Below are 17,661 nucleotides of genomic sequence, written 5' to 3' on the forward strand. Positions count from 1 at the left end.
GATTTTGGGTCTGTCTCCTTTTCTCGTTAACCAACTCTGAAAACCGTATGAAACGCATCTTCCTGACCGCAACGCTGCTGATCAGCGTGGTTTCGCTGGCATTCGCCCAGCAACCGGCTGCTGCCCCGGTTCCTCCCTTACGGCTCACGATCCCGGCTTTTTCGGATGGCGGCATCATCCCGATCAAATTTACGCAGGCGGCCCCCGGTGCCGCGCCGGGCGGAGGAACGTCGCCCGCCTTGAGCTGGTCGGATGTTCCGCCGGGCACACAAAGTTTTGTGCTGCACATGCACGACGTGGATGTGGCCCGCAACAAAACACCGGATGATAATCTCCACTGGCTGGTCTGGAACATTCCGGGCACCCTGACCGGTTTACCCGAAGGCCTTCCGGCGGGTGCCCAATTACCCGATGGCAGCTACCAGGTGAACCTGTTCACGGCGGCCTACCGGGGGCCGGGCGCTGCGGCTTCGGGGCCGTTGCACCATTACATCTTTGAATTATTTGCCCTCGATACCAAGCTCGATATAAAACCGGGGGCAGACGGGCAGGGATCGGCGACCCGCGTCGAAATCCTAAAAGCCATGGAAGGGCACGTGCTGGGCAAAGCCGGGTATGTCGGACTGTTCAAACGTCCGCAATAAAAACGTCCGGTAAAGCGGTTAAACCGGATAGAATAGGGTATTTCTATCCGGTTACTCTATGCTTCGTCAGCCGGTTATGGCAGCGGTGCCGGTGCGTCGGTAAAGTGTTTGTATTTCCCCAGCAACCGGCCGATGAAATAGGTGAGGGGAATGATCGCTTTCTTCACCAGAAACGGAAGTTCGGGCATCTCGTATTCCGTGGCGTAACGGGTCATCAGGTAAGCGCCGTCGAACGCTTCGGGCTGCTGCTTGCCCGATTTGTTCTGGGCGGCATAGATGGCCGATAGGTAATAAACGATGCTGTTGGCGGGCGCTACCCAGCCTTTGCAGATCAGCATCTCATCCCCGGCATTCCAGAATTTGTGCGCGACGCCACGTTTGAACAGGACACGTTCGCCGGGGAAAGCATACTGCGGTTCCTGCCCCAGAATCTGATACGCCATTTTGCCGGAAACCACCGTCAGTTCTTCCTCCTGTCGGAGATGCGTGTGCATCGGCGGGCCGGATCCGGGCGTCACCTGGCTTTCGACCAGCACTTTGTCGCCCAGTGGGCCTTTTTCAACCGCCAGAAACGTCAGCGTTTCGCCGTGGGTATTTTGGATGGTGTGTGGATAGTGAATGTTCATGTTCTTTGAAGTTTTTTCAAATGTAGTAGCTTTAGGACATTGTCCAAATCAGAATATGACCACAGAGGAAAAAATTGTTGCTAAAGCGTTAGAAATGTTCAATGAACGGGGAATTGAGTACGTCGGACTGCGCGAGCTGGCCACCACACTCGGCATCCGGGTTGGCAATATCACGTATTATTTTCCCACCAAAGACGATCTGGTAAACCGGCTGTCTGTTGATCTGACCGCACTGAACTCACAGATTGTTACCGAGGAAGCAAACCTGAGTCTCTATTCATTCCTGGATCGGTTTCGGCAGGTTTTTCAGAATCACGTTACGTACCGCTGCCTGTTTCTGAGCTTTGTCCACCTGATGGAGCAAAACAAAGTGATAGCCGAGCGGTACAATGGAGTCGAAAAGCGACGCTACGCCACCCTGATGGCCAACCTCCGTTCCTTGCAAACGTCGGGTTACCTGACTTCCGAAGCCGATACCGGTTTTCTGGTGTCGGTCATCGCGCTTACCGCCCGGTTCTGGATTTCCGAAGCCCGGATTTCGTTCCGGCACCTCAGCCCGTCGGAACAGGTCCGGCATTATGCCACCATGCTGGGCAAGCTGTTTGTGCCGTATGCCACGGCGGAAGGCAAAGCGGAAGTGCAGCGGTTTTTGGATGAACTGGAGGAAAAGTAGCCCAGCTTCACAGATATTGCGCCGGAAAATCGTGCCGTCAGAGGTTGGGGCTGGACGGGGCGTTGCTATACAGCCTGAAGTACACCCCAGCGGGCGCTAAACGATGGTTTGACCGGTTCGGGCGTCGTAATTTCTGTTGTAATGGAACAGTCGGGCCGTTGTTTGGCGACAGAATCAGAAGGCCCGATAATAGCCGAAAAACAGCGACGGGCTGACCTGGAGCGGGCGGTTTTGAGAGAGTGCCGGAGCGAACGGCTGAAAAGCCGCCGGCAAGTGGATTTCCGGGCGAAAACACCGCTCCGCCCGGAAACCGATGGGTCTGAACGCGCTAGACGTTAAACCGGAAGTGCATAATGTCGCCGTCGGCCACGACGTATTCCTTGCCTTCGACGCCCATTTTCCCGGCGTCCTTGATGGCGGCTTCGGATTTATACTGCACGTAGTCCGGAAGTTTGATCACCTCGGCGCGGATGAACCCCTTTTCAAAATCGGAGTGAATCACGCCCGCGGCCTGCGGAGCTTTCCAGCCGCGCTGGATCGTCCAGGCCCGAACTTCCTTCACCCCCGCCGTGAAATACGTAATCAGATTAAGCAGTCGGTAGGAGGCTTTGATCAGCCGATCCAGCCCGGATTCCTGCAAACCGTATTCATCCAGAAACAGTTGCCGTTCGTCGGGGTCCTCCATTTCGGCAATCTGGGCTTCGATGGCGGCACAGACCACCACCACTTCCGCGCCCTCTTTTTGGGCCATTTCTTTCAATTGATCGGAATATTGATTGCCATCCGGCAGCGATTTTTCATCTACGTTGGCGACATAAATGACCGGTTTTACCGTCAGCAGCTGCAGATCACCAATAGCCGCCTGACGTTCTTCGGGCGTCACCTCCACAGCCCGGGCGTTCAGGCCCGATTCCAGGGCTTTTTTGTATTTCAGCAGAGTGTCCAGCTCGGCTTTGGCTTTCGCGTCACCGCTGGCCCGGGCGGCTTTCTCGGTCCGCTGGAGTTTGCGGTCGATCGACTCGAGGTCTTTCAACTGCAATTCAATGTCAATGATTTCCTTGTCGAAAATCGGGTTGACACGCCCCTCGACGTGCACGATGTTGTCGTCCTCAAAGCAACGAACGACGTGCACGATGGCGTCGACTTCCCGGATATTGGCCAGGAATTTATTGCCCAGACCCTGTCCCTGACTGGCTCCTTTGACCAGTCCGGCGATGTCGACGAACTCAATGATCGTCGGGACCACTTTCTGGGGTTTCACCAGGGCTTCCAGGGTATCCAGGCGTTCGTCCGGCACCGTCACGACGCCGACGTTGGGATCTATGGTACAGAACGGATAATTGGCCGCTTCGGCCTTTCCGCTCGAAATGGCATTGAAAAGGGTGGACTTCCCGACATTAGGCAGCCCGACAATCCCGCATTGAAGACTCATGAATGTTATTGTTAATGGAGTGAATGAGTGATTTAGGATTAAGGGATATTCACTCAATCGGTCGTTCACTCAGGCACAAATGTTCCGCAAAGTTCGGACATTCAGGGGCGAAAAACAAAAAAGCCTCCGGATCAAGAGAGGCTAAGGGTTGGTTAAGAACGCCGGGAATTAGTCCCATTTAAGATCGCTGCCGCCAACATCTTCCAGTTCGTCTTTGGCTTCGTACTGGGAGAAGTCAAAATCCGGCATCAAATCCGATTTAATGTATTGAATTGTATCGTGCAGCGCATCAGAGAATTTATCAAAATCTTCCTTGTAGAGAAACATCTTGTGCTTTTCATAGACAAACCCATCGCCCTGCGGATGCCGACGGCTTTCAGTGATAGTCAGATAATAATCGTTGGCGCGGGTGGACTTGACGTCAAAAAAATACGTGCGTTTTCCGGCCCTGACACGTTTGGAAAAGATTTTTTCTTTCTCTTTTTCTTCCACAATCGATGGTGGTTTGGGTGATTTAAACGCTAAAATAAGCGGATTAGTATAACAAGCAAAAATATTGCCTTAAATTAATTTTCTTAGCGTATAGACCAAACTGGACCCTTCTCAGATAACAATAGAATAAAGTAAGGAAACAAATTGCTTCTTAAGCAGTTACTGCTATCTTTGTAAATAGGAAAACGATAGTTTTTCGGCGGAGGTGGGGTGTAAGTGTCTGGCACTCAACCTTTTTTTGTTTACCACCAAACCTCACACTGTATGAGTCTAATCGTAACGATCATGCTCTTTTTCGGGGGCATGAAATCAACGGAGGCCCAGTCGGGTCTCATACAGAAAGGAAAGGCTTCTTTCTATTCAAAACGGTTTCATGGCAAAAAAACCACCAGCGGAGAACGCTATCAGAATGACAAACTGACGGCCGCACACAGTACTCTCCCCATGAACACCCTGGTCGAAGTGACCAATTTAGCCAACAACCAGTCCGTCGTAGTCCGGATTAACGACCGGGGGCCGCACGGCAAAGGGCGGATTATCGATCTGGCCTATAGCGCAGCCAAAACCCTGGGAATGGTAAAATCCGGTATTGCCAATGTAGCTATCCGGGTGGTTGGCGTGAACCGGAAATTAGTTGACCCGGCTACTGCCGCGCTATTTCCGCTCAACAACTCCTTGGAACCGCGATTGTCACCCATCGACAATATCTAAGAGCGGATTCCGTTTTCGTATCGCGGTTGGATCAACCTCCGGACCACTTGGTAATTTATCCTGGATGCATTTCAGACACACGATAAGTTGATGCGTCAGCCCGATAAATGACCAACGGCGTCCTTTTGATGATCCGGCCGCGATATCTATTTTTACACGTATGGCAACACAGATCGATTTACTGAAAGTCCGCGAATACGGCAATGTCGAATTCCTGGCCCGGCAGCTGGTGGAAGGGTTCATCACCGGTTTGCACAAATCGCCTTTTCACGGTTTTTCGGTGGAGTTTGCCGAACACCGGCTGTACAATACCGGCGAAAGTACCCGCTACATCGACTGGAAAGTATTTGCTAAAACCGAACGGCTGTTTGTCAAGCGGTTTGAGGAAGAAACCAACCTGCGCTGCCACCTGCTGCTCGATACCTCGTCGACGATGTATTATCCCGAACCGGGGTACGGCAAAATCACGTTCAGCATTCTGGCGGCTGCCTGCATTGCCTACCTGTTGCAGCGGCAGAAAGATGCTGTCAGTCTGACGACGTTTGCGGAGGGGATTGATATTCAGACGCAAACCAAATCGACGCCCTCGCACGTCCACAAGATTTTTCAGCAACTCAATACGCTCCTGCAGCAACCCGCTCCGCTCCGGAGAACCTCAGCCGCCGAAGTGATTCACCAACTGGCCGAGAAAATCAACAAACGGTCACTCGTGGTGATTTTCAGCGATATGTTCGAGAACGTGTCGGAAGTCGATCACCTGTTTTCGGCCTTGCAACACCTGCGCCACAACCTGCACGAGGTGTTGATTTTTCACGTCACCGACAAAAAAACCGAGGAAGATTTCGCCTTCGATGAGCGTCCCTATGAATTTATCGATCTGGAAACGGGCGATAAAGTGAAGGTGCAGCCGAATCAGGTCCGGGAGAGTTACCAGCAGGCCGTCAAAAGTTTTTACCACGAACTGAAGCTGCGCTGCGGCCAGTACCGGATCGACTTTATCGAAGCCGATATCGCCAAAGGTTTCGACCAGATTCTGACGAGTTATCTGGTCAAACGGACGAAATTAAAATAGGAGACGGTATTCAGTTTACAGTTTTCGGTAGCTATCGCTTATCAGGTAGAACGCGTCAGCCACTGAAAACCGAATACCGTAAACTGTCCATTACTTCCCCTTCAAACTCGCTTTTGCCTCCTTCAGCGGGGCCGGTTTTTTGGCCGCTTTCTGCTGTAGGAGAAAATGGAAGTAGCCATCCAGATCTTCGACGGGTAAACGCCGGGCTAAAATTTTCTTGTCTTTATCGAGCACGTAAACCGTGGGGGTCGAATACACATCGTATTTCTTCTTGTAATCGACGGGTGCGCTGGGGCCGTAGACGTTCAGCAGACTCTGGAGCTTAAACTCCCGGATGAATTTCTTCCACAGCACATCGGTTTTGCCAATCGCTACGGCGTAAATCTGGACGCCTTTCGCTTTGTTGACATCGAAAAACTTTTTCAGTTTCGGGGCCGATTCGCGGCAATGGCCGCATTCGGGATCGTAGAAAAACGCGATCGTATACTCGGCTTTTACGTCGTGGAGCGCCCGCCAGCGGCCCAGCGTATCCTGCAGACTGATATTGGGCAACACTTTTCCGGCCAGCAGCGGCTTCAGAATGTCGACGCGTTCGCGCATGGCGGTCAGCGTCGACGGATCGTTGACGGACATGACGCCGGACAGCCAGTATTTTTCGGCCATGTGGATAAACAGACCGTCGGTGTTCAGCACCTTTTTCTGTTCTTCGTACTGGTTTGTAATGTACCAGATCGTGTATTGCAGAATCTTCTCGTTGGCTTTGGCTTTACTCACCAGCTGATCAGCCGCCGGGATGAGCGAATCGACGGTCTGGACCGTCAACTCTTTCAGATACCGGTCGATTTTGTTTTGCAGAAACGGCGTTCGAAGCAGGCGTTCATCCGAAAAATCAAAACCGTCGAGGTAGTGATTGCGGTAATAATTAAAGACCCAGTTGGAATCGGGCCGGCCATTGGCCAGCTTCGGCGCTTCGGGTACATCCGGTTCTTCGGCGGCTCTGAACAGTTTAGCCGTGAGTGTAGTCGCGTTTTTGACGAGGAAATCCTTCCGGTAATCGTCTACTTCCTGCTGCATGGCCGCCAGCTGAGCCGGTGAGCCGCCCTGTTTTTGCAAAGCACCGATTTCTCCGTACTTTTTGCGCAGGAATTTCTGGTATCCATAAAACAGCTCATTTTCCCGCGAGCCGGTCACCTGCATGGATTCAATGACGTTGACCGTATCGGCTGCCAGCGAAAACCGCTGCTCACCGATCACCAGTTGCAAAACCGGTTTTGAATCGACAACGATCATGTACAGCCCACCGGGCAGTTCTTTCGGGCCGTCGAACACGAGCTTGCCGCCGGCATCGGCGGTGGCGGTATCAACCGGCGTATACTGCGTGGCACCGTAAAAGTGAGCTAGATAGGCGGTTTTGTTGGCCAACCCTTTAATCTGAGCCGTCACGTTATGCCCTCCGGACGATTGTGCCCGCAGCAGCGGTGCCGTAAACAGGAGCAAAAAAGCCGCAATACAAAACCGTTGATTCATGAATAGCGTGATTGGTTGACCAGAGTTTGATAGACAAAGTTACACTTTATAACGATTGGGGCGTTGGCCTTCGCATATACGATGTTCTACTTTCTTTCGAAAACACTTACGTTCCTGATTATGCCGATGGGGCTGCTGACCCTCGCCCTGCTCTTTGCCATCTTTACCAAAAACCGTGCCCGTCAGCGGAAAGCCCTGATCACGGCAGTCGTACTGCTTTTTGTTACCGCGAATGGGTTCATTACCAACGAATTACTGCTTTGGTGGGAGCTGCCACCCGCAACGCTACCGGCCCGCTCGAAACCACGCGTGGGTGTTGTTCTGACGGGTGGTTTGATGAAAACCGATAAGCGGCTGCATAACCGGCTGCACCTGAGCGACCAGGCCGACCGGGTCGGGCAGGCGTTGCAGCTGTATAAAACCGGCCAGATTCAGAAAATTCTGATCAGTGGCGGTATTGGCGGCATTCTGAAACGGGAGGTGCAGGACGAAGGGCAACTGGCGCGCCAGTTTCTCATAATTGCGGGGATTCCGGCGCAGGATATTCTGCTGGAAAATCGCTCGGTCAATACGCACCAGAATGCACGCTTTTCCGCTCCGCTGCTTCGGCAACGGTTCAGGGGCTACGACGTGGTCCTGATTACGTCGGCCTGGCACATGCGCCGGGCCGTCGGGTGTTTTCAAAAACAGCAGATTGCCGTGATCCCGTACCCGGCGGCCATGATGGCGTCGGAGCGGGAGTTTGCCCCCAATCACGTCGTGTTTTTTTCCGAAAAAGCGCTGATGGAGTTTTTCTGGCTTTTGCACGAAGGGGTCGGCTACGCGACGTACTGGCTCATGGGCTATCTCTAAACGCTCAGGATGCGGACCATTCGGAGCAAATCCTCGTTGATTGGTTTGGGGAGTTTAATCGTGTCGATAAAGGGCGTGTAAATCAGGGCGTTATTGACAATGCCGGCCATGACGTTCTGCTGACCTTCGAGCAACCCTTCCAGCGCACCCAGCCCCAGGCGGCTCGCCAGAATCCGGTCGTAGGCCGTCGGCACCCCGCCCCGCTGAATGTGGCCCAGGGTGGTAACGCGCATGTCGATTGCGACACCGACCTGCTCGCGGATTTGTTCGGCCAGCACCACGGCATTGCCTTCCACATCCCCTTCGGCCACAATGATGATCGACGAAGATTTGGAGCGGCTCCAGCCCTGCTTCAGGGTTTCGACGACTTCGGAAATGGGTGTCAGCACTTCGGGTACCATCACCATTTCGGCCCCGCCCGCGATTCCCGACTGGATGGCGATATAACCGGAGTCGCGGCCCATAACTTCGATGAAGAAAACCCGGTCGTGCGAATCGGCCGTGTCCCGGATTTTGTCGATGGCTTCCAGGGCCGTATTGACGGCCGTATCGTACCCAATCGTGTAGTCGGTTCCGTAGAGATCGTTGTCGATGGTGCCCGGGGCACCAACGGTTGGAATCCGGTATTCCTCAAAAAATTTCAAAGCTCCCGTAAACGTCCCGTTTCCGCCAATGGCGATCAGCCCTTCAATGCCATGTTGGATCAATTGGTCGTAGGCTTTTTTACGGCCTTCGGGCGTCATGAATTCTTTACTGCGAGCTGATTTCAGAATGGTCCCTCCGCGCTGAACGATGTTACTGACCGAGTGGGACGTCATGGGGAAAATATCGCCATTAATCATTCCGTTGTACCCCCGACGGATGCCGAATACTTCGACGCCGTGGTAAACCGCCCCCCTGACAACCGCCCGAATACAGGCATTCATGCCGGGTGCGTCACCGCCGGAAGTAAAAACAGCTACACGCTTCATGATAAAAGTCTATTTTAAATTTCCTGTGTGCAAAAAAAGATTCGTTGGCCTTTCAGTCACGAACCGCAAATTTATTTTCATTTTTTAACAAACCGACAAATGTATTCAATGAAAAACGAATTTAATGCTGGCGTAAAGCAGAAAGATGACTTTCAGGCGACTCTGAACCGGGAAAACGGAATAGATAATAAGTTGATTTTTAGCGGGTGGGGATTATCGGACAGCCGGTTTTCGGGGCCGCTGTAATTTTCGCTTGATCACGGGGTAAACAGCATAGGTTATTTTTACGGAGGCAATCCCGATCCCGGCGCCAGCCAACACGTCCGCCCAGTGGTGTTCGTTATTGGCTACCCGCAACACACCCGTTGCGGTGGCCATTGCGTAACCGGCAACGCTGATCCACGGACTTTTGTGTTTGTAGGCCTGGTGCAGCAATTCCGCTCCGGTAAACGCAACCGCCGTATGGCCCGACGGAAACGAACGCTGATCGGAGCCATCCGGCCGCGTCGAATGAATGGTGCGTTTGAGCCCTTCCGTTATTCCGCCCATGACAATGTTGGACACTACCGTGACGGCAATTTCGTCACCCAGTTTCACCGCCGGTTTAATTCCTGCCAGTTGCAGACCCACGCGCAGGCCGTACGGACCGAACCGCAGGTATTCATCCGCCGAACTGACGTGTCCGCTCTGGTTAAAAGGCTCCCGCGTTGGATGACCCAACAAAGCAGCCCCTCCACCCACCAGCATAGCCGGGACGATGAAGGCTTTCAGCGGATACCGCCGTTCGGTCGGAAGGGAGTCGCCCGCCGTTTGGGCAAAAAGCTGAAAGGATGTCAGCCAGAAAACTAATAAAAACCGTATTCGCTGTGTCATTTTAATGCGTTAGATATGAAGCGATTTTAGCGATTTTCTTTTCGGTTAAACCGAAACCGCACCGCCCTGGCCACAATCCGAACGTGATTCCAGACGGCTGTTGCGGTTCCAAAATGCGTCGCCAGGACCTTGAAACGGTCCGCGAGCGACTGCCGGTGCCGTTGAACCGACAGGCCGCCGGTCAGGTATTTGCACAGAATGAAATCGAGCCAAACCGCCTTCCGGGCGGCTTTCAGGCAACGGATTTCCCAATCGATGTCGGCGCTCAGGTTATCGACCAAAAAGTCCGGGGCGATGCTCCGGCGGGCCATAAAGGCCTGGTGGCAAACTTTCATACCCATCGCCATATCGCGCCAGGTCAGGGTATGAGGCAGCGTGTGGGGCGTGATCCGGCTGCGTAAGCCCAGTGGTTTTCCCGTATTGTCCACAAACAGGGCATCACTATAGTAGACGTCGGCGGGGTTAGTACGTAACTGAGAAAGGACGCGGGAAATCGTCGTTGCGTCGTATAGCTCGTCCCCGGCGTTCATAAACCAGACGTAGTCGCCCGTTGCCAGGCGCTGGCCTTTGTTCATGGCGTCGTACAGCCCGCGATCCGGTTCTGAAATCCAGCGGCTGATGTGCTTTTCGTACTGCCGAACCAGGTCGAGGGTATGATCGGTAGACTGGCCGTCGATGATCAGGTATTCTACTTCCGCGCCCGGCTGATTGGCAAGCAGACTCTGAATCGTGCGTTCCAGAAACCGCTCGGCGTTGTAGGTGACGGTGATGATCGAGAGTAGGGGCATAGCAATGGCGTGGCAATTTGCAAAAAAACGGTATTTTTACGGGCTAACCAACGGCGGCATGGAAACGAATTCAACAACCTCATCGGCGCTTCAGGACGCGTACCGGTCTCAATACGCTGATGCTGACCGAACCTGGCGGAATATGGGCGCTCGGATGAAAGCCGAAACCATTCGCCGGCTGTGCCAGTCGTACCAGTTTCCGAAGATGCTCGACGTGGGTTCGGGCGACGGCGCGGTGTTGCAGCAACTCGATCAGGCCCGGTTTTGTCCGGCCATGTATTCGCTCGAAATCTCGGAAAGTGGCGTCCGCCGAATCCGGGAGCGGGGGCTGGCCAGCTTGCAGGATGTCCAGCTCTTCGACGGGTACAAAATTCCGTATGCCGATCAGACGTTCCCGCTGGCGACCTGTTCGCACGTGATCGAACACGTGGAGCATCCCCGGCTGTTGCTGCGTGAAATCGCCCGGGTGTCCGACTACCAGTTTTTCGAAGTGCCCATCGACTTCAGCTTTTTTGTGGACCGGAAAACCGATCATTTTCTGTCGTACGGCCACATCAATATCTTCACGCCTTCGCTGTTTAAATTCCTGCTCAAGTCCGAAGGCTTCGAAATTCTGGCCGAACACAGCGTTTTCTACGACACAGCGGCCATTCGCCATTCGGCACCGGGCACGCTGGCGTTCTGGGCCATCTGGCTGAAAACGCAGGTATTGAAATCCGTGCCGGTTTTGCGGAAAATCAAACCGAGTGCCTTCGCGGTGCTGTGCCGGAAAAAAAGCGATCTGAGTATTTTTTAGGGATTGTTATTCCACAGGGTTTATCAGGGTTTTCTCTGATTATCTCTGATGTCCCCTGATAAACCCTGTGGAATAACCTCCTCGTACAATTGAATATACTGCCCAGCCACCACGGCCTCATCGTAGTGAGCTACGACAAAGTTGCGGGCGTTGGTGGCCAGTTGCTCGTAGCCGGTTTTCGGTTGCTCCAGAATCCAGTGCATGCCGTTGGCCAGGTCGTCTACCGATCGGTATTGAACTAGGTAGCCAGTCTGCTGATGCTGAACCATTTCCGGGATGCCGCCCACGTCAAAGCCGACCACCGGTGTCCCGCAGGCCATCGACTCCATGATGGTGTTCGGCAGGTTTTCTTCCAGCGACGGAATGACGAACAAATCGGCCGCACTGTAAGCGGCCACAATCTGCCGGAGGTTGCTGAGGGAACCCAAAAAGTGATACCGGAACGGCAATTCCTGGAGCAACTGCTCGTCCCCCGCGCCGAAAATGAGCAACTCAACCTCCTCCGGTTGGGGGAGTTGCTGCCGTAACTGCTGAAGCGCCTGCTGAAAATACGAAAACCCTTTGCCAAGCGCCGACACTTTGGCGGCCGCAAAAAGAATCAGCCGTTTGTCGGTCTGTAGGCCCAGTTCCTGCCGGGCAGCGGTTTTAGGCATTGGAGCAAAAAGGCTCGTATCCAGCGGATTCGGGATGGATTGGACCGAAAGTCCACGGAACAGGCTGCTTTTTCGGGCGCGGTTGGCCAGCCATTGGCTGCAACCGACGGGTGTAAGTCGGGCGTTTTCGTAAGCGTCCTGTTTCCGAAGCCAGTCCTGGTAGGAGAGATCGTCGGGCGTGGGTAGGCGCAGAAACGGGCAGTGGCCACAGTATTGCTGAAACCGCTCGCAGGGACCGCTGTGGTGACAGCCGCCGGTAAATGCCCACATGTCGTGCATCGTCCAGATCACCGGTTTTTGAAGGGCAAACAGTTTTTGGAGCGATCGGGTCGATAGAAAGCCGAACGTAGTCCAGTGCAGGTGCAGAATATCCGCCTGTTGCACCAGCGGGTGATCACTGATGTCGGTGCCGATGAGGGCGGGCGAAAACGCAAACCGGACGTCGCGGCTGCGCTCGTGGGGCAAAAACGTCAGCCGGTCGAGCGCAAACCGCGCCTTGGCCCAGCGTTTCTGCCAGGTGGTTTTGGCCAGCGAAATCACCGCCGGTTCGTCAATCGAGGTTTCGGCCACCAGCATTTCCGACGATACGCCCGCCCGGTTCAACGCCTGATTGAGTCGGCTGGCGGCAATGGCGGCTCCGCCAAACCGGTGAAACGTGCTGAGGTGCAGAACCTTCATTTCGTAGCCGTCAGAACAATATAGGGCGAAAACGCCCTGGTTTCCACCGGTACCAGTTTGAAAAATACCTTCAACGGCAGCCAGAGCAGCTTTTTGAGCCATCGCCCAAGCAGCGGTTTTTCAGCTTCGCGCTCGAACCAGAGCATAAACCGACCGTCATAATACACCCGGATATCCCGTAAACCCAGTCGTTCGGCCGCTTTCCGCAGGCGGTTCAGGTCCATCGACTGGATGTTGTGTTTGGCGTAGTTTTCGGGGTCAAACGTTTTCTGAAACCAGCCGTTCAGCCCCCGGAAGTTGGGTAGCGAAATGAGCAGAACCCCGCCGGCATTCAGCGATTCGACGTGTTTTTCGATGATGTTTTCCGTATCGTCGAAGTGTTCGATCAGCCCGTTCGACATCACCAGGTCGAATTTTTGCCGGGGTGTGTACTGGAACAGATCGGTTTCGATGACCCCGACCGCGCCTTCCCGCAATCCGTTGGCGCGCTCCAGTTCGTGCAGGATTTTCGGGTGGACGACGTAGTCGAGCAGGGTCGTCTCGGTGTTCAGGTGTTTTTTCAGCCAGACGGAATAATAGCCCGGAAAACCGCCCAGTTCCAGCGCCGACCGGACGGAATGAGTCGCCACCAGTTGCCGGATCAGGGGCAGAAAAGGGTACTTGTCGGGTATGCGGAAAATTAACCCCTCTTTCGATTCCCAGTAGTTGAGCCAGAATGTGCGGTCGGTCAGTGTCAAAGCCGTAGTGAATCAATGGACGGAAAATGGCCCATGTTCCGGCAAAAATAGCCATTGCATGACAGATTCAAAACCGGGTTGTTTGATGATGAAGAGCTAAATACCGTATTTGAACCGGTTGATGGCCTGCCGCACCAGACTGGGCTGGAAATAGCGTTTCAGATTCAGTACCACGTCCGGGTCCAGTGCCACATCTGGCGTCAGCTGGATGTGTCCTTCGTGCAGGGGCGCGTGCTGGTAGCGGCTGAACCGCCCGAAATTGGTGCCCGCATCGTAGCCGATGTGTTCCACTTTCGATTTAATCGGAAACAGACAGTACCGTTGCTGTTTGAAATGCGTGTAGGTCCAGCGGATGGCCCACGAGCTGATCAGGCCCTTCTGCTGCTTTTCGAACATCGGAATGAGGTCGCTGCCACCGGCCGAAAACGCCCGGCGGGCAGCCGGATTCCGGATAAAATCGGCGTAGTCGGGCACCGACCAGTCGGCCAGTTCCCAGCGGTTTTTCCAGGTCGACCAGCCCAGCGACGACGCCCGGGGCAACAGCAGCACTTCGCTGGAATAATGAGTTGGAATCGTGAACGGATACAGATACCCGGAAATCGAAAAAACCAGCGGATGGTGTTCGTAGACGTTCAGTGCTTCGTTTTGAAAATCAAGGAAATCGGTGGTGCAAATGATGTCGTCTTCCATCACGATGACCCGCCCGTGTTGGGCAATCACCTCCGAAACGCCCCGGATCACGGAATTGGCGAGGCCCTGATTGGCGGGCGCTTCCCGGATCTGAACGTCCGCAAAACCGGTAATGGTTGGTAAATACGCCCGTACTTTTTGTACCCGCCCGGCATCGTCCGCATTCGGTTTGGGGCCGTCGGCGTAAATATACAGGGTGCTCTGTTTGGCTAACGTGTTGTTCGCCAGGTGTTTAATGGTTTCGCGCAGGTGGTCAACGCGGTTGTAACAAAATAAAACGATGGGCGCGAGGAGCATTACGGTTATGGTTTTCAGTTTACGGTGCTGACGCGTACCCACGGACTTTAGTCCGTACGTTGCTAGTGACACATTGTAATAACTAACCCGAACGGACTAAGGTCCGTACGTTGCTAGTAACTCATGTAATAGCTAACCCGTACGGACTAAAGTCCATAAGTTGCTAGTGACTCATTGTAATAGCTAACCCGAACGGACTAAAGTCCGTGGGTACGCATCAGTCACTGGTCCCCGACAAACTAATTGCAAGATTACTTAATTATTTGCATCGTCTCTGCTTTCTTTGTGGGCAAGATGCCGAACAATACCAAAAACGGCCCTCGTCCCGGAGTTATATTGTCCGGGCGTTTCTGATTGACTATGACGACAATCCGCGCTGAAGCGATGCCGGACGACCCCTCCGAGCATTACCGGATTAAACCTCCACTGACCAATCCCCGCCGGTATTACCTCATGAAACTGAGGGAGTTGGTGCAGTATGCCAAAATTACGTTCGTCGATCCGCTGACCCAAACCGGCCGGATCAGCCTGGCCGATTACGGCTGCGGCACCAAACCGTACGTCTCGCTGTTTCCGACCGAGCAGGTGCAGTACATCGGCATCGATCTCGCGTGGAATCCGCACGCGGATGTATACATCGGTTCCGATAGTCGGATTGATATGGCTGACAATCAGGTGGATGTGGTGCTATCGACGCAGGTGCTCGAACACGTGGAAGATCCCGAAGGCTATTTGCAGGAAGCGTGCCGGATTCTGAAACCGGGCGGTTTGCTGCTGCTGACCACGCACGGCTACTGGATGTACCACCCGGATCCGACCGATTACTGGCGCTGGACGTCGGCCGGTTTGCAGAAAATTGTGGCCCGCAATGGGTTCGAAATCGTGTCGTTCCGGGGCATCATTGGCCGGTCGGCAATGGGGCTGCAATTGTTTCAGGACGGTTTTCTGTTTAAAATACCGCGTTGGCTGTGGCCGCCATTTGCGCTGGTGATGCAGGCCGCCATCAGCCTGTTCGACCGGACAACTTCGCAGGCCACGAAAGACAAGGACGCGTGTACGTATCTGGTGGTTGGAAGGAAACTATGAAGCTTTGCATTGCCTTTCCGAACAAAAACAGCTATTCGGAAACCTTTATTCGCAACCATGTCGAGTACCTGAAACCGGCCCTGACGCTGTCGGGTGGCTGGCGGCCGTATCGCACCCAGGACGGCGACTCCATCATCCGGATGCCGCTGGCCGAGCCGATCCGGGTCGGGGTGAAACGGGGCCTGTCGTTTCTGTACCCGGCTTTTTATACGCATTTCCTGACCCGGTTTCTGAAACAGAACCGCCCGGATGTGGTGCTGGCCGAATACGGTCCGACGGGTTGCGCTCTGATGACGGCCTGCCGAAAAGCGGGCGTGCCGCTGGTGGTGCATTTTCACGGCTTCGATGCGGTGGAGAAGGCCACGCTGGAGAAATACCGGGAACCGTATCGCCGGCTTTTTGCGCAGGCCCGGGCCATTGTGGCGGTTTCCAACGACATGGCCGACCAGCTTGTCCGGCTGGGAGCCGATCCGAAGAAAGTGTACCGCAATCCGTACGGCGTCGAGACGCGGTTGTTTGCCGGGGCCGAACCGGAGAAAGCCGAAAAACTGATCGTGTCGGTGGGGCGGTTTACGGCCAAAAAAGCGCCCCAGCTAACCATTCGGGCGTTTGACAAAGTGCTCGATAAGCACCCCGATGCGCAACTGGTGATGATCGGCGATGGGGAACTATTCGAATCCTGTCAAAAGTTAGTCAACGAATTACAACTAAAATATGCCGTCCGGTTGCTGGGCGTGAAACCCGCCCCTGAAATTGCCGAGTGGCTCCGGAAAGCCCGGCTGTACGCCCAGCATTCGATGGTGAATCCGGTCAATAGCGATTCGGAAGGGACGCCCAACACGGTGCTGGAAGCCTCGGCAACCGGTTTGCCGATTGTCAGCACGCGCCATGCCGGCATTAAGGAAGCCGTCGATTCGGGGAAAACCGGTTTTCTGGTGGATGAAGGCGACTATGAAAGCATGGCGAAGTACATGATTCAGTTGCTCGACGATCCCGCACTGGCGGGCAAACTGGGCCGGAATGCCCGTCAGAAAATGCTCGACGAGTACGAGATGAGCGACCGAATCAACGAATTAAACCGTATTTTACGTACCCACGGACCAGCGGGCGCTTCTGTTTAGTCCGTTCGGCATGGTTTTACCCCAATCAAATCCAATGACAGTCCTCTCACCGCTCACCAATTCCCCGGCGGTTTCACCCGTTCGAAACCTGAATGCCCGCACCATCGAGCAGCGATACCGCGCGCAGTTCGGCATGGATGTCAGCCGGTATTTTGCCGGGCTGGACGAGGTGGTGATTTACGAATGTAACCAGTCGAAGCTGCGGTTTTACTACCCGTTTACGCTGGCGGGTGATGCGGCCTTTTACGCCGATCTGGGCAAGCATTACAAAGGTTATTACAGCCCCTGGAAGTGGGAGCACGAACTGGTTTTTCAGCACGTGAAGGCGGGTGATCGGGTCCTGGAAATCGGGAGCGGCAACGGTTTTTTCCTGAAACGACTGCCCGAAAAGGGTGCTGTTGGTCTGGGGCTGGAACTGAACGACGACGCCATTGCGTACGGCAAGAAAATCGGGGTCAACATCATCAACGAAGAACTGAAAATTCACGCGGAACAGCACGAAGGGCAGTATGATCTGGTGTGTGCCTTTCAGGTGTTTGAGCACGTCAACAACGTCGGCGAGTTTTTCCGGCAGGCGGCCCAGTGCGTCAAACCGGGCGGTTTGCTGGCTCTCGGCGTCCCGAATAATGCCTCGTATTATTTCCGGGAGGACCCGTACCATACGCTGAATCTGCCCCCCCACCACACGCTGCTCTGGGACCCGGTTTCGCTGCGGTACGCCGGTGAACTGATGGGCTTGAAAGTGGTTGACATCCGGAACGAACCGGCCAGCGTCACGCACCGCAGCCTGGGGTACCGCCTGTGGCTGGAAAAACACCTGGGCCAGAATCCGTTGACTATGTTGCTGTATAAAACCACCCGGTTTGTCGCCAAACGACTGCCCATCATGAACGACGGCGCGACGGTGGTGGCTATTTATCGAAAGTGAGATTGATCTGAATA

General features: G+C 54.3%; 19 protein-coding genes. 9 read left to right on the top strand and 10 right to left on the bottom strand.

The features are described from left to right. Positions 1 to 47 precede the first annotated feature (47 nt). The gene (locus tag ACFPMF_RS08820; protein ID WP_379843299.1) at positions 48 to 644 is read left to right on the top strand and encodes a YbhB/YbcL family Raf kinase inhibitor-like protein; all 597 of its coding nucleotides are present in this window, start codon (positions 48 to 50) and stop codon (positions 642 to 644) included. A 74-nt stretch (positions 645 to 718) separates the two neighbouring features. On the opposite strand, the gene ACFPMF_RS08825 is transcribed toward ACFPMF_RS08820, so the two are convergent. After that, the gene (locus ACFPMF_RS08825; protein ID WP_379843301.1) at positions 719 to 1,270 is read right to left on the bottom strand and encodes a cupin domain-containing protein; all 552 of its coding nucleotides are present in this window, start codon (positions 1,268 to 1,270) and stop codon (positions 719 to 721) included. Between the two features lie 55 nt (positions 1,271 to 1,325). Here ACFPMF_RS08825 and ACFPMF_RS08830 point away from each other — a divergent pair, with 55 nt between their 5' ends. Continuing rightward, positions 1,326 to 1,943 (top strand): TetR/AcrR family transcriptional regulator, encoded by a 618-nt coding sequence (locus ACFPMF_RS08830; RefSeq protein ID WP_379843304.1) that lies wholly within the window; start codon positions 1,326 to 1,328, stop codon positions 1,941 to 1,943. A 328-nt stretch (positions 1,944 to 2,271) separates the two neighbouring features. Here the strand turns inward: ACFPMF_RS08830 and ychF are convergent, their stop codons facing one another. Both ychF and ACFPMF_RS08840 read right to left on the bottom strand, forming a co-directional pair. Beyond that, positions 2,272 to 3,375 (bottom strand): redox-regulated ATPase YchF, encoded by a 1,104-nt coding sequence (gene ychF, locus ACFPMF_RS08835; RefSeq protein WP_379843307.1) that lies wholly within the window; start codon positions 3,373 to 3,375, stop codon positions 2,272 to 2,274. 168 nt (positions 3,376 to 3,543) lie between these two features. Further along, positions 3,544 to 3,867: a DUF3276 family protein gene (locus ACFPMF_RS08840; protein ID WP_379843310.1), complete on the bottom strand. Its 324-nt coding sequence runs from the start codon at positions 3,865 to 3,867 to the stop codon at positions 3,544 to 3,546. Positions 3,868 to 4,131: 264 nt separating this feature from the next. Here ACFPMF_RS08840 and ACFPMF_RS08845 point away from each other — a divergent pair, with 264 nt between their 5' ends. Beyond that, entirely contained in the window at positions 4,132 to 4,578 is a 447-nt protein-coding gene (locus ACFPMF_RS08845; RefSeq protein ID WP_379843313.1) for a septal ring lytic transglycosylase RlpA family protein, read from the top strand. Positions 4,579 to 4,738: 160 nt separating this feature from the next. Then, a complete protein-coding gene (locus tag ACFPMF_RS08850; protein ID WP_379843315.1) occupies positions 4,739 to 5,650 on the top strand; it encodes a DUF58 domain-containing protein in 912 nt (303 codons plus the stop codon). A 90-nt stretch (positions 5,651 to 5,740) separates the two neighbouring features. Here ACFPMF_RS08850 and ACFPMF_RS08855 read toward each other — a convergent pair whose 3' ends face one another. After that, a complete protein-coding gene (locus ACFPMF_RS08855; RefSeq protein WP_379843318.1) occupies positions 5,741 to 7,177 on the bottom strand; it encodes a DUF5106 domain-containing protein in 1,437 nt (478 codons plus the stop codon). Between the two features lie 81 nt (positions 7,178 to 7,258). Between ACFPMF_RS08855 and ACFPMF_RS08860 the strand changes: the two genes are divergently transcribed. After that, positions 7,259 to 8,029, top strand: a complete 771-nt coding sequence (locus ACFPMF_RS08860) for a YdcF family protein (RefSeq protein WP_379843320.1) — start codon at positions 7,259 to 7,261, stop codon at positions 8,027 to 8,029. Here the strand turns inward: ACFPMF_RS08860 and pfkA are convergent. The 3 genes from pfkA to ACFPMF_RS08875 form a co-directional block, all read right to left on the bottom strand. After that, a complete protein-coding gene (gene pfkA / locus ACFPMF_RS08865) occupies positions 8,026 to 9,000 on the bottom strand; it encodes a 6-phosphofructokinase (RefSeq protein WP_379843323.1) in 975 nt (324 codons plus the stop codon). The two genes, ACFPMF_RS08860 and pfkA, sit on opposite strands and share 4 nt — an antisense overlap. A 213-nt stretch (positions 9,001 to 9,213) precedes the next feature. Then, positions 9,214 to 9,873, bottom strand: coding sequence for a phosphatase PAP2 family protein (locus ACFPMF_RS08870; protein WP_379843325.1), 660 nt, complete (start codon positions 9,871 to 9,873; stop codon positions 9,214 to 9,216). A 26-nt stretch (positions 9,874 to 9,899) separates the two neighbouring features. Then, positions 9,900 to 10,661, bottom strand: coding sequence for a glycosyltransferase family 2 protein (locus tag ACFPMF_RS08875; RefSeq protein WP_379843328.1), 762 nt, complete (start codon positions 10,659 to 10,661; stop codon positions 9,900 to 9,902). A 58-nt stretch (positions 10,662 to 10,719) separates the two neighbouring features. Here ACFPMF_RS08875 and ACFPMF_RS08880 point away from each other — a divergent pair, with 58 nt between their 5' ends. Further along, positions 10,720 to 11,457: a class I SAM-dependent methyltransferase gene (locus ACFPMF_RS08880; RefSeq protein WP_379843330.1), complete on the top strand. Its 738-nt coding sequence runs from the start codon at positions 10,720 to 10,722 to the stop codon at positions 11,455 to 11,457. Between the two features lie 23 nt (positions 11,458 to 11,480). Here the strand turns inward: ACFPMF_RS08880 and ACFPMF_RS08885 are convergent, their stop codons facing one another. The 3 genes from ACFPMF_RS08885 to ACFPMF_RS08895 form a co-directional block, all read right to left on the bottom strand. Continuing rightward, the gene (locus ACFPMF_RS08885; protein ID WP_379843333.1) at positions 11,481 to 12,788 is read right to left on the bottom strand and encodes a glycosyltransferase family 4 protein; all 1,308 of its coding nucleotides are present in this window, start codon (positions 12,786 to 12,788) and stop codon (positions 11,481 to 11,483) included. Then, positions 12,785 to 13,525 carry a class I SAM-dependent methyltransferase gene (locus ACFPMF_RS08890; protein WP_379843336.1) on the bottom strand — a complete coding sequence of 247 codons (741 nt, stop codon included), beginning with the start codon at positions 13,523 to 13,525 and terminating at the stop codon, positions 12,785 to 12,787. The genes ACFPMF_RS08885 and ACFPMF_RS08890 overlap by 4 nt, the downstream gene beginning before the upstream one ends. Before the next feature lie 96 nt (positions 13,526 to 13,621). Continuing rightward, positions 13,622 to 14,512, bottom strand: a complete 891-nt coding sequence (locus tag ACFPMF_RS08895) for a glycosyltransferase family protein (RefSeq protein ID WP_379843339.1) — start codon at positions 14,510 to 14,512, stop codon at positions 13,622 to 13,624. Between the two features lie 360 nt (positions 14,513 to 14,872). On the opposite strand from ACFPMF_RS08895, the gene ACFPMF_RS08900 reads away from it, so the two are divergent. From ACFPMF_RS08900 to ACFPMF_RS08910, 3 genes are read left to right on the top strand one after another with little or no spacing between them, the layout of a single operon-like run. Further along, positions 14,873 to 15,598 carry a class I SAM-dependent methyltransferase gene (locus tag ACFPMF_RS08900; protein WP_379843341.1) on the top strand — a complete coding sequence of 242 codons (726 nt, stop codon included), beginning with the start codon at positions 14,873 to 14,875 and terminating at the stop codon, positions 15,596 to 15,598. Beyond that, complete coding sequence (locus ACFPMF_RS08905) at positions 15,595 to 16,719, top strand: glycosyltransferase (RefSeq protein ID WP_379843344.1); 1,125 nt, start codon at positions 15,595 to 15,597, stop codon at positions 16,717 to 16,719. The genes ACFPMF_RS08900 and ACFPMF_RS08905 overlap by 4 nt, the downstream gene beginning before the upstream one ends. 34 nt (positions 16,720 to 16,753) lie before the next feature. Then, positions 16,754 to 17,647: a class I SAM-dependent methyltransferase gene (locus tag ACFPMF_RS08910; RefSeq protein WP_379843346.1), complete on the top strand. Its 894-nt coding sequence runs from the start codon at positions 16,754 to 16,756 to the stop codon at positions 17,645 to 17,647. The last annotated feature ends 14 nt before the right edge of the window (positions 17,648 to 17,661 follow it).

The organism is Larkinella bovis, from assembly GCF_042655385.1.
Classification (GTDB): Bacteria; Bacteroidota; Bacteroidia; order Cytophagales; family Spirosomataceae; genus Larkinella; species Larkinella bovis.

Bases quoted from the DNA above. Each gene is read 5' to 3' on its own strand.
- ACFPMF_RS08830 (WP_379843304.1), top strand. From the start codon at position 1,326: ATGACCACAGAGGAAAAAATTGTTGCTAAAGCGTTAGAAATGTTCAAT.
- ychF (WP_379843307.1), bottom strand. From the start codon at position 3,375: ATGAGTCTTCAATGCGGGATTGTCGGGCTGCCTAATGTCGGGAAGTCC.
- ACFPMF_RS08820 (WP_379843299.1), top strand. From the start codon at position 48: ATGAAACGCATCTTCCTGACCGCAACGCTGCTGATCAGCGTGGTTTCG.
- ACFPMF_RS08880 (WP_379843330.1), top strand. From the start codon at position 10,720: ATGGAAACGAATTCAACAACCTCATCGGCGCTTCAGGACGCGTACCGG.
- ACFPMF_RS08825 (WP_379843301.1), bottom strand. From the start codon at position 1,270: ATGAACATTCACTATCCACACACCATCCAAAATACCCACGGCGAAACG.
- pfkA (WP_379843323.1), bottom strand. From the start codon at position 9,000: ATGAAGCGTGTAGCTGTTTTTACTTCCGGCGGTGACGCACCCGGCATG.
- ACFPMF_RS08885 (WP_379843333.1), bottom strand. From the start codon at position 12,788: ATGAAGGTTCTGCACCTCAGCACGTTTCACCGGTTTGGCGGAGCCGCC.
- ACFPMF_RS08910 (WP_379843346.1), top strand. From the start codon at position 16,754: ATGACAGTCCTCTCACCGCTCACCAATTCCCCGGCGGTTTCACCCGTT.
- ACFPMF_RS08895 (WP_379843339.1), bottom strand. From the start codon at position 14,512: ATGCTCCTCGCGCCCATCGTTTTATTTTGTTACAACCGCGTTGACCAC.
- ACFPMF_RS08860 (WP_379843320.1), top strand. From the start codon at position 7,259: ATGTTCTACTTTCTTTCGAAAACACTTACGTTCCTGATTATGCCGATG.
- ACFPMF_RS08900 (WP_379843341.1), top strand. From the start codon at position 14,873: ATGACGACAATCCGCGCTGAAGCGATGCCGGACGACCCCTCCGAGCAT.
- ACFPMF_RS08905 (WP_379843344.1), top strand. From the start codon at position 15,595: ATGAAGCTTTGCATTGCCTTTCCGAACAAAAACAGCTATTCGGAAACC.
- ACFPMF_RS08875 (WP_379843328.1), bottom strand. From the start codon at position 10,661: ATGCCCCTACTCTCGATCATCACCGTCACCTACAACGCCGAGCGGTTT.
- ACFPMF_RS08850 (WP_379843315.1), top strand. From the start codon at position 4,739: ATGGCAACACAGATCGATTTACTGAAAGTCCGCGAATACGGCAATGTC.
- ACFPMF_RS08855 (WP_379843318.1), bottom strand. From the start codon at position 7,177: ATGAATCAACGGTTTTGTATTGCGGCTTTTTTGCTCCTGTTTACGGCA.
- ACFPMF_RS08870 (WP_379843325.1), bottom strand. From the start codon at position 9,873: ATGACACAGCGAATACGGTTTTTATTAGTTTTCTGGCTGACATCCTTT.
- ACFPMF_RS08845 (WP_379843313.1), top strand. From the start codon at position 4,132: ATGAGTCTAATCGTAACGATCATGCTCTTTTTCGGGGGCATGAAATCA.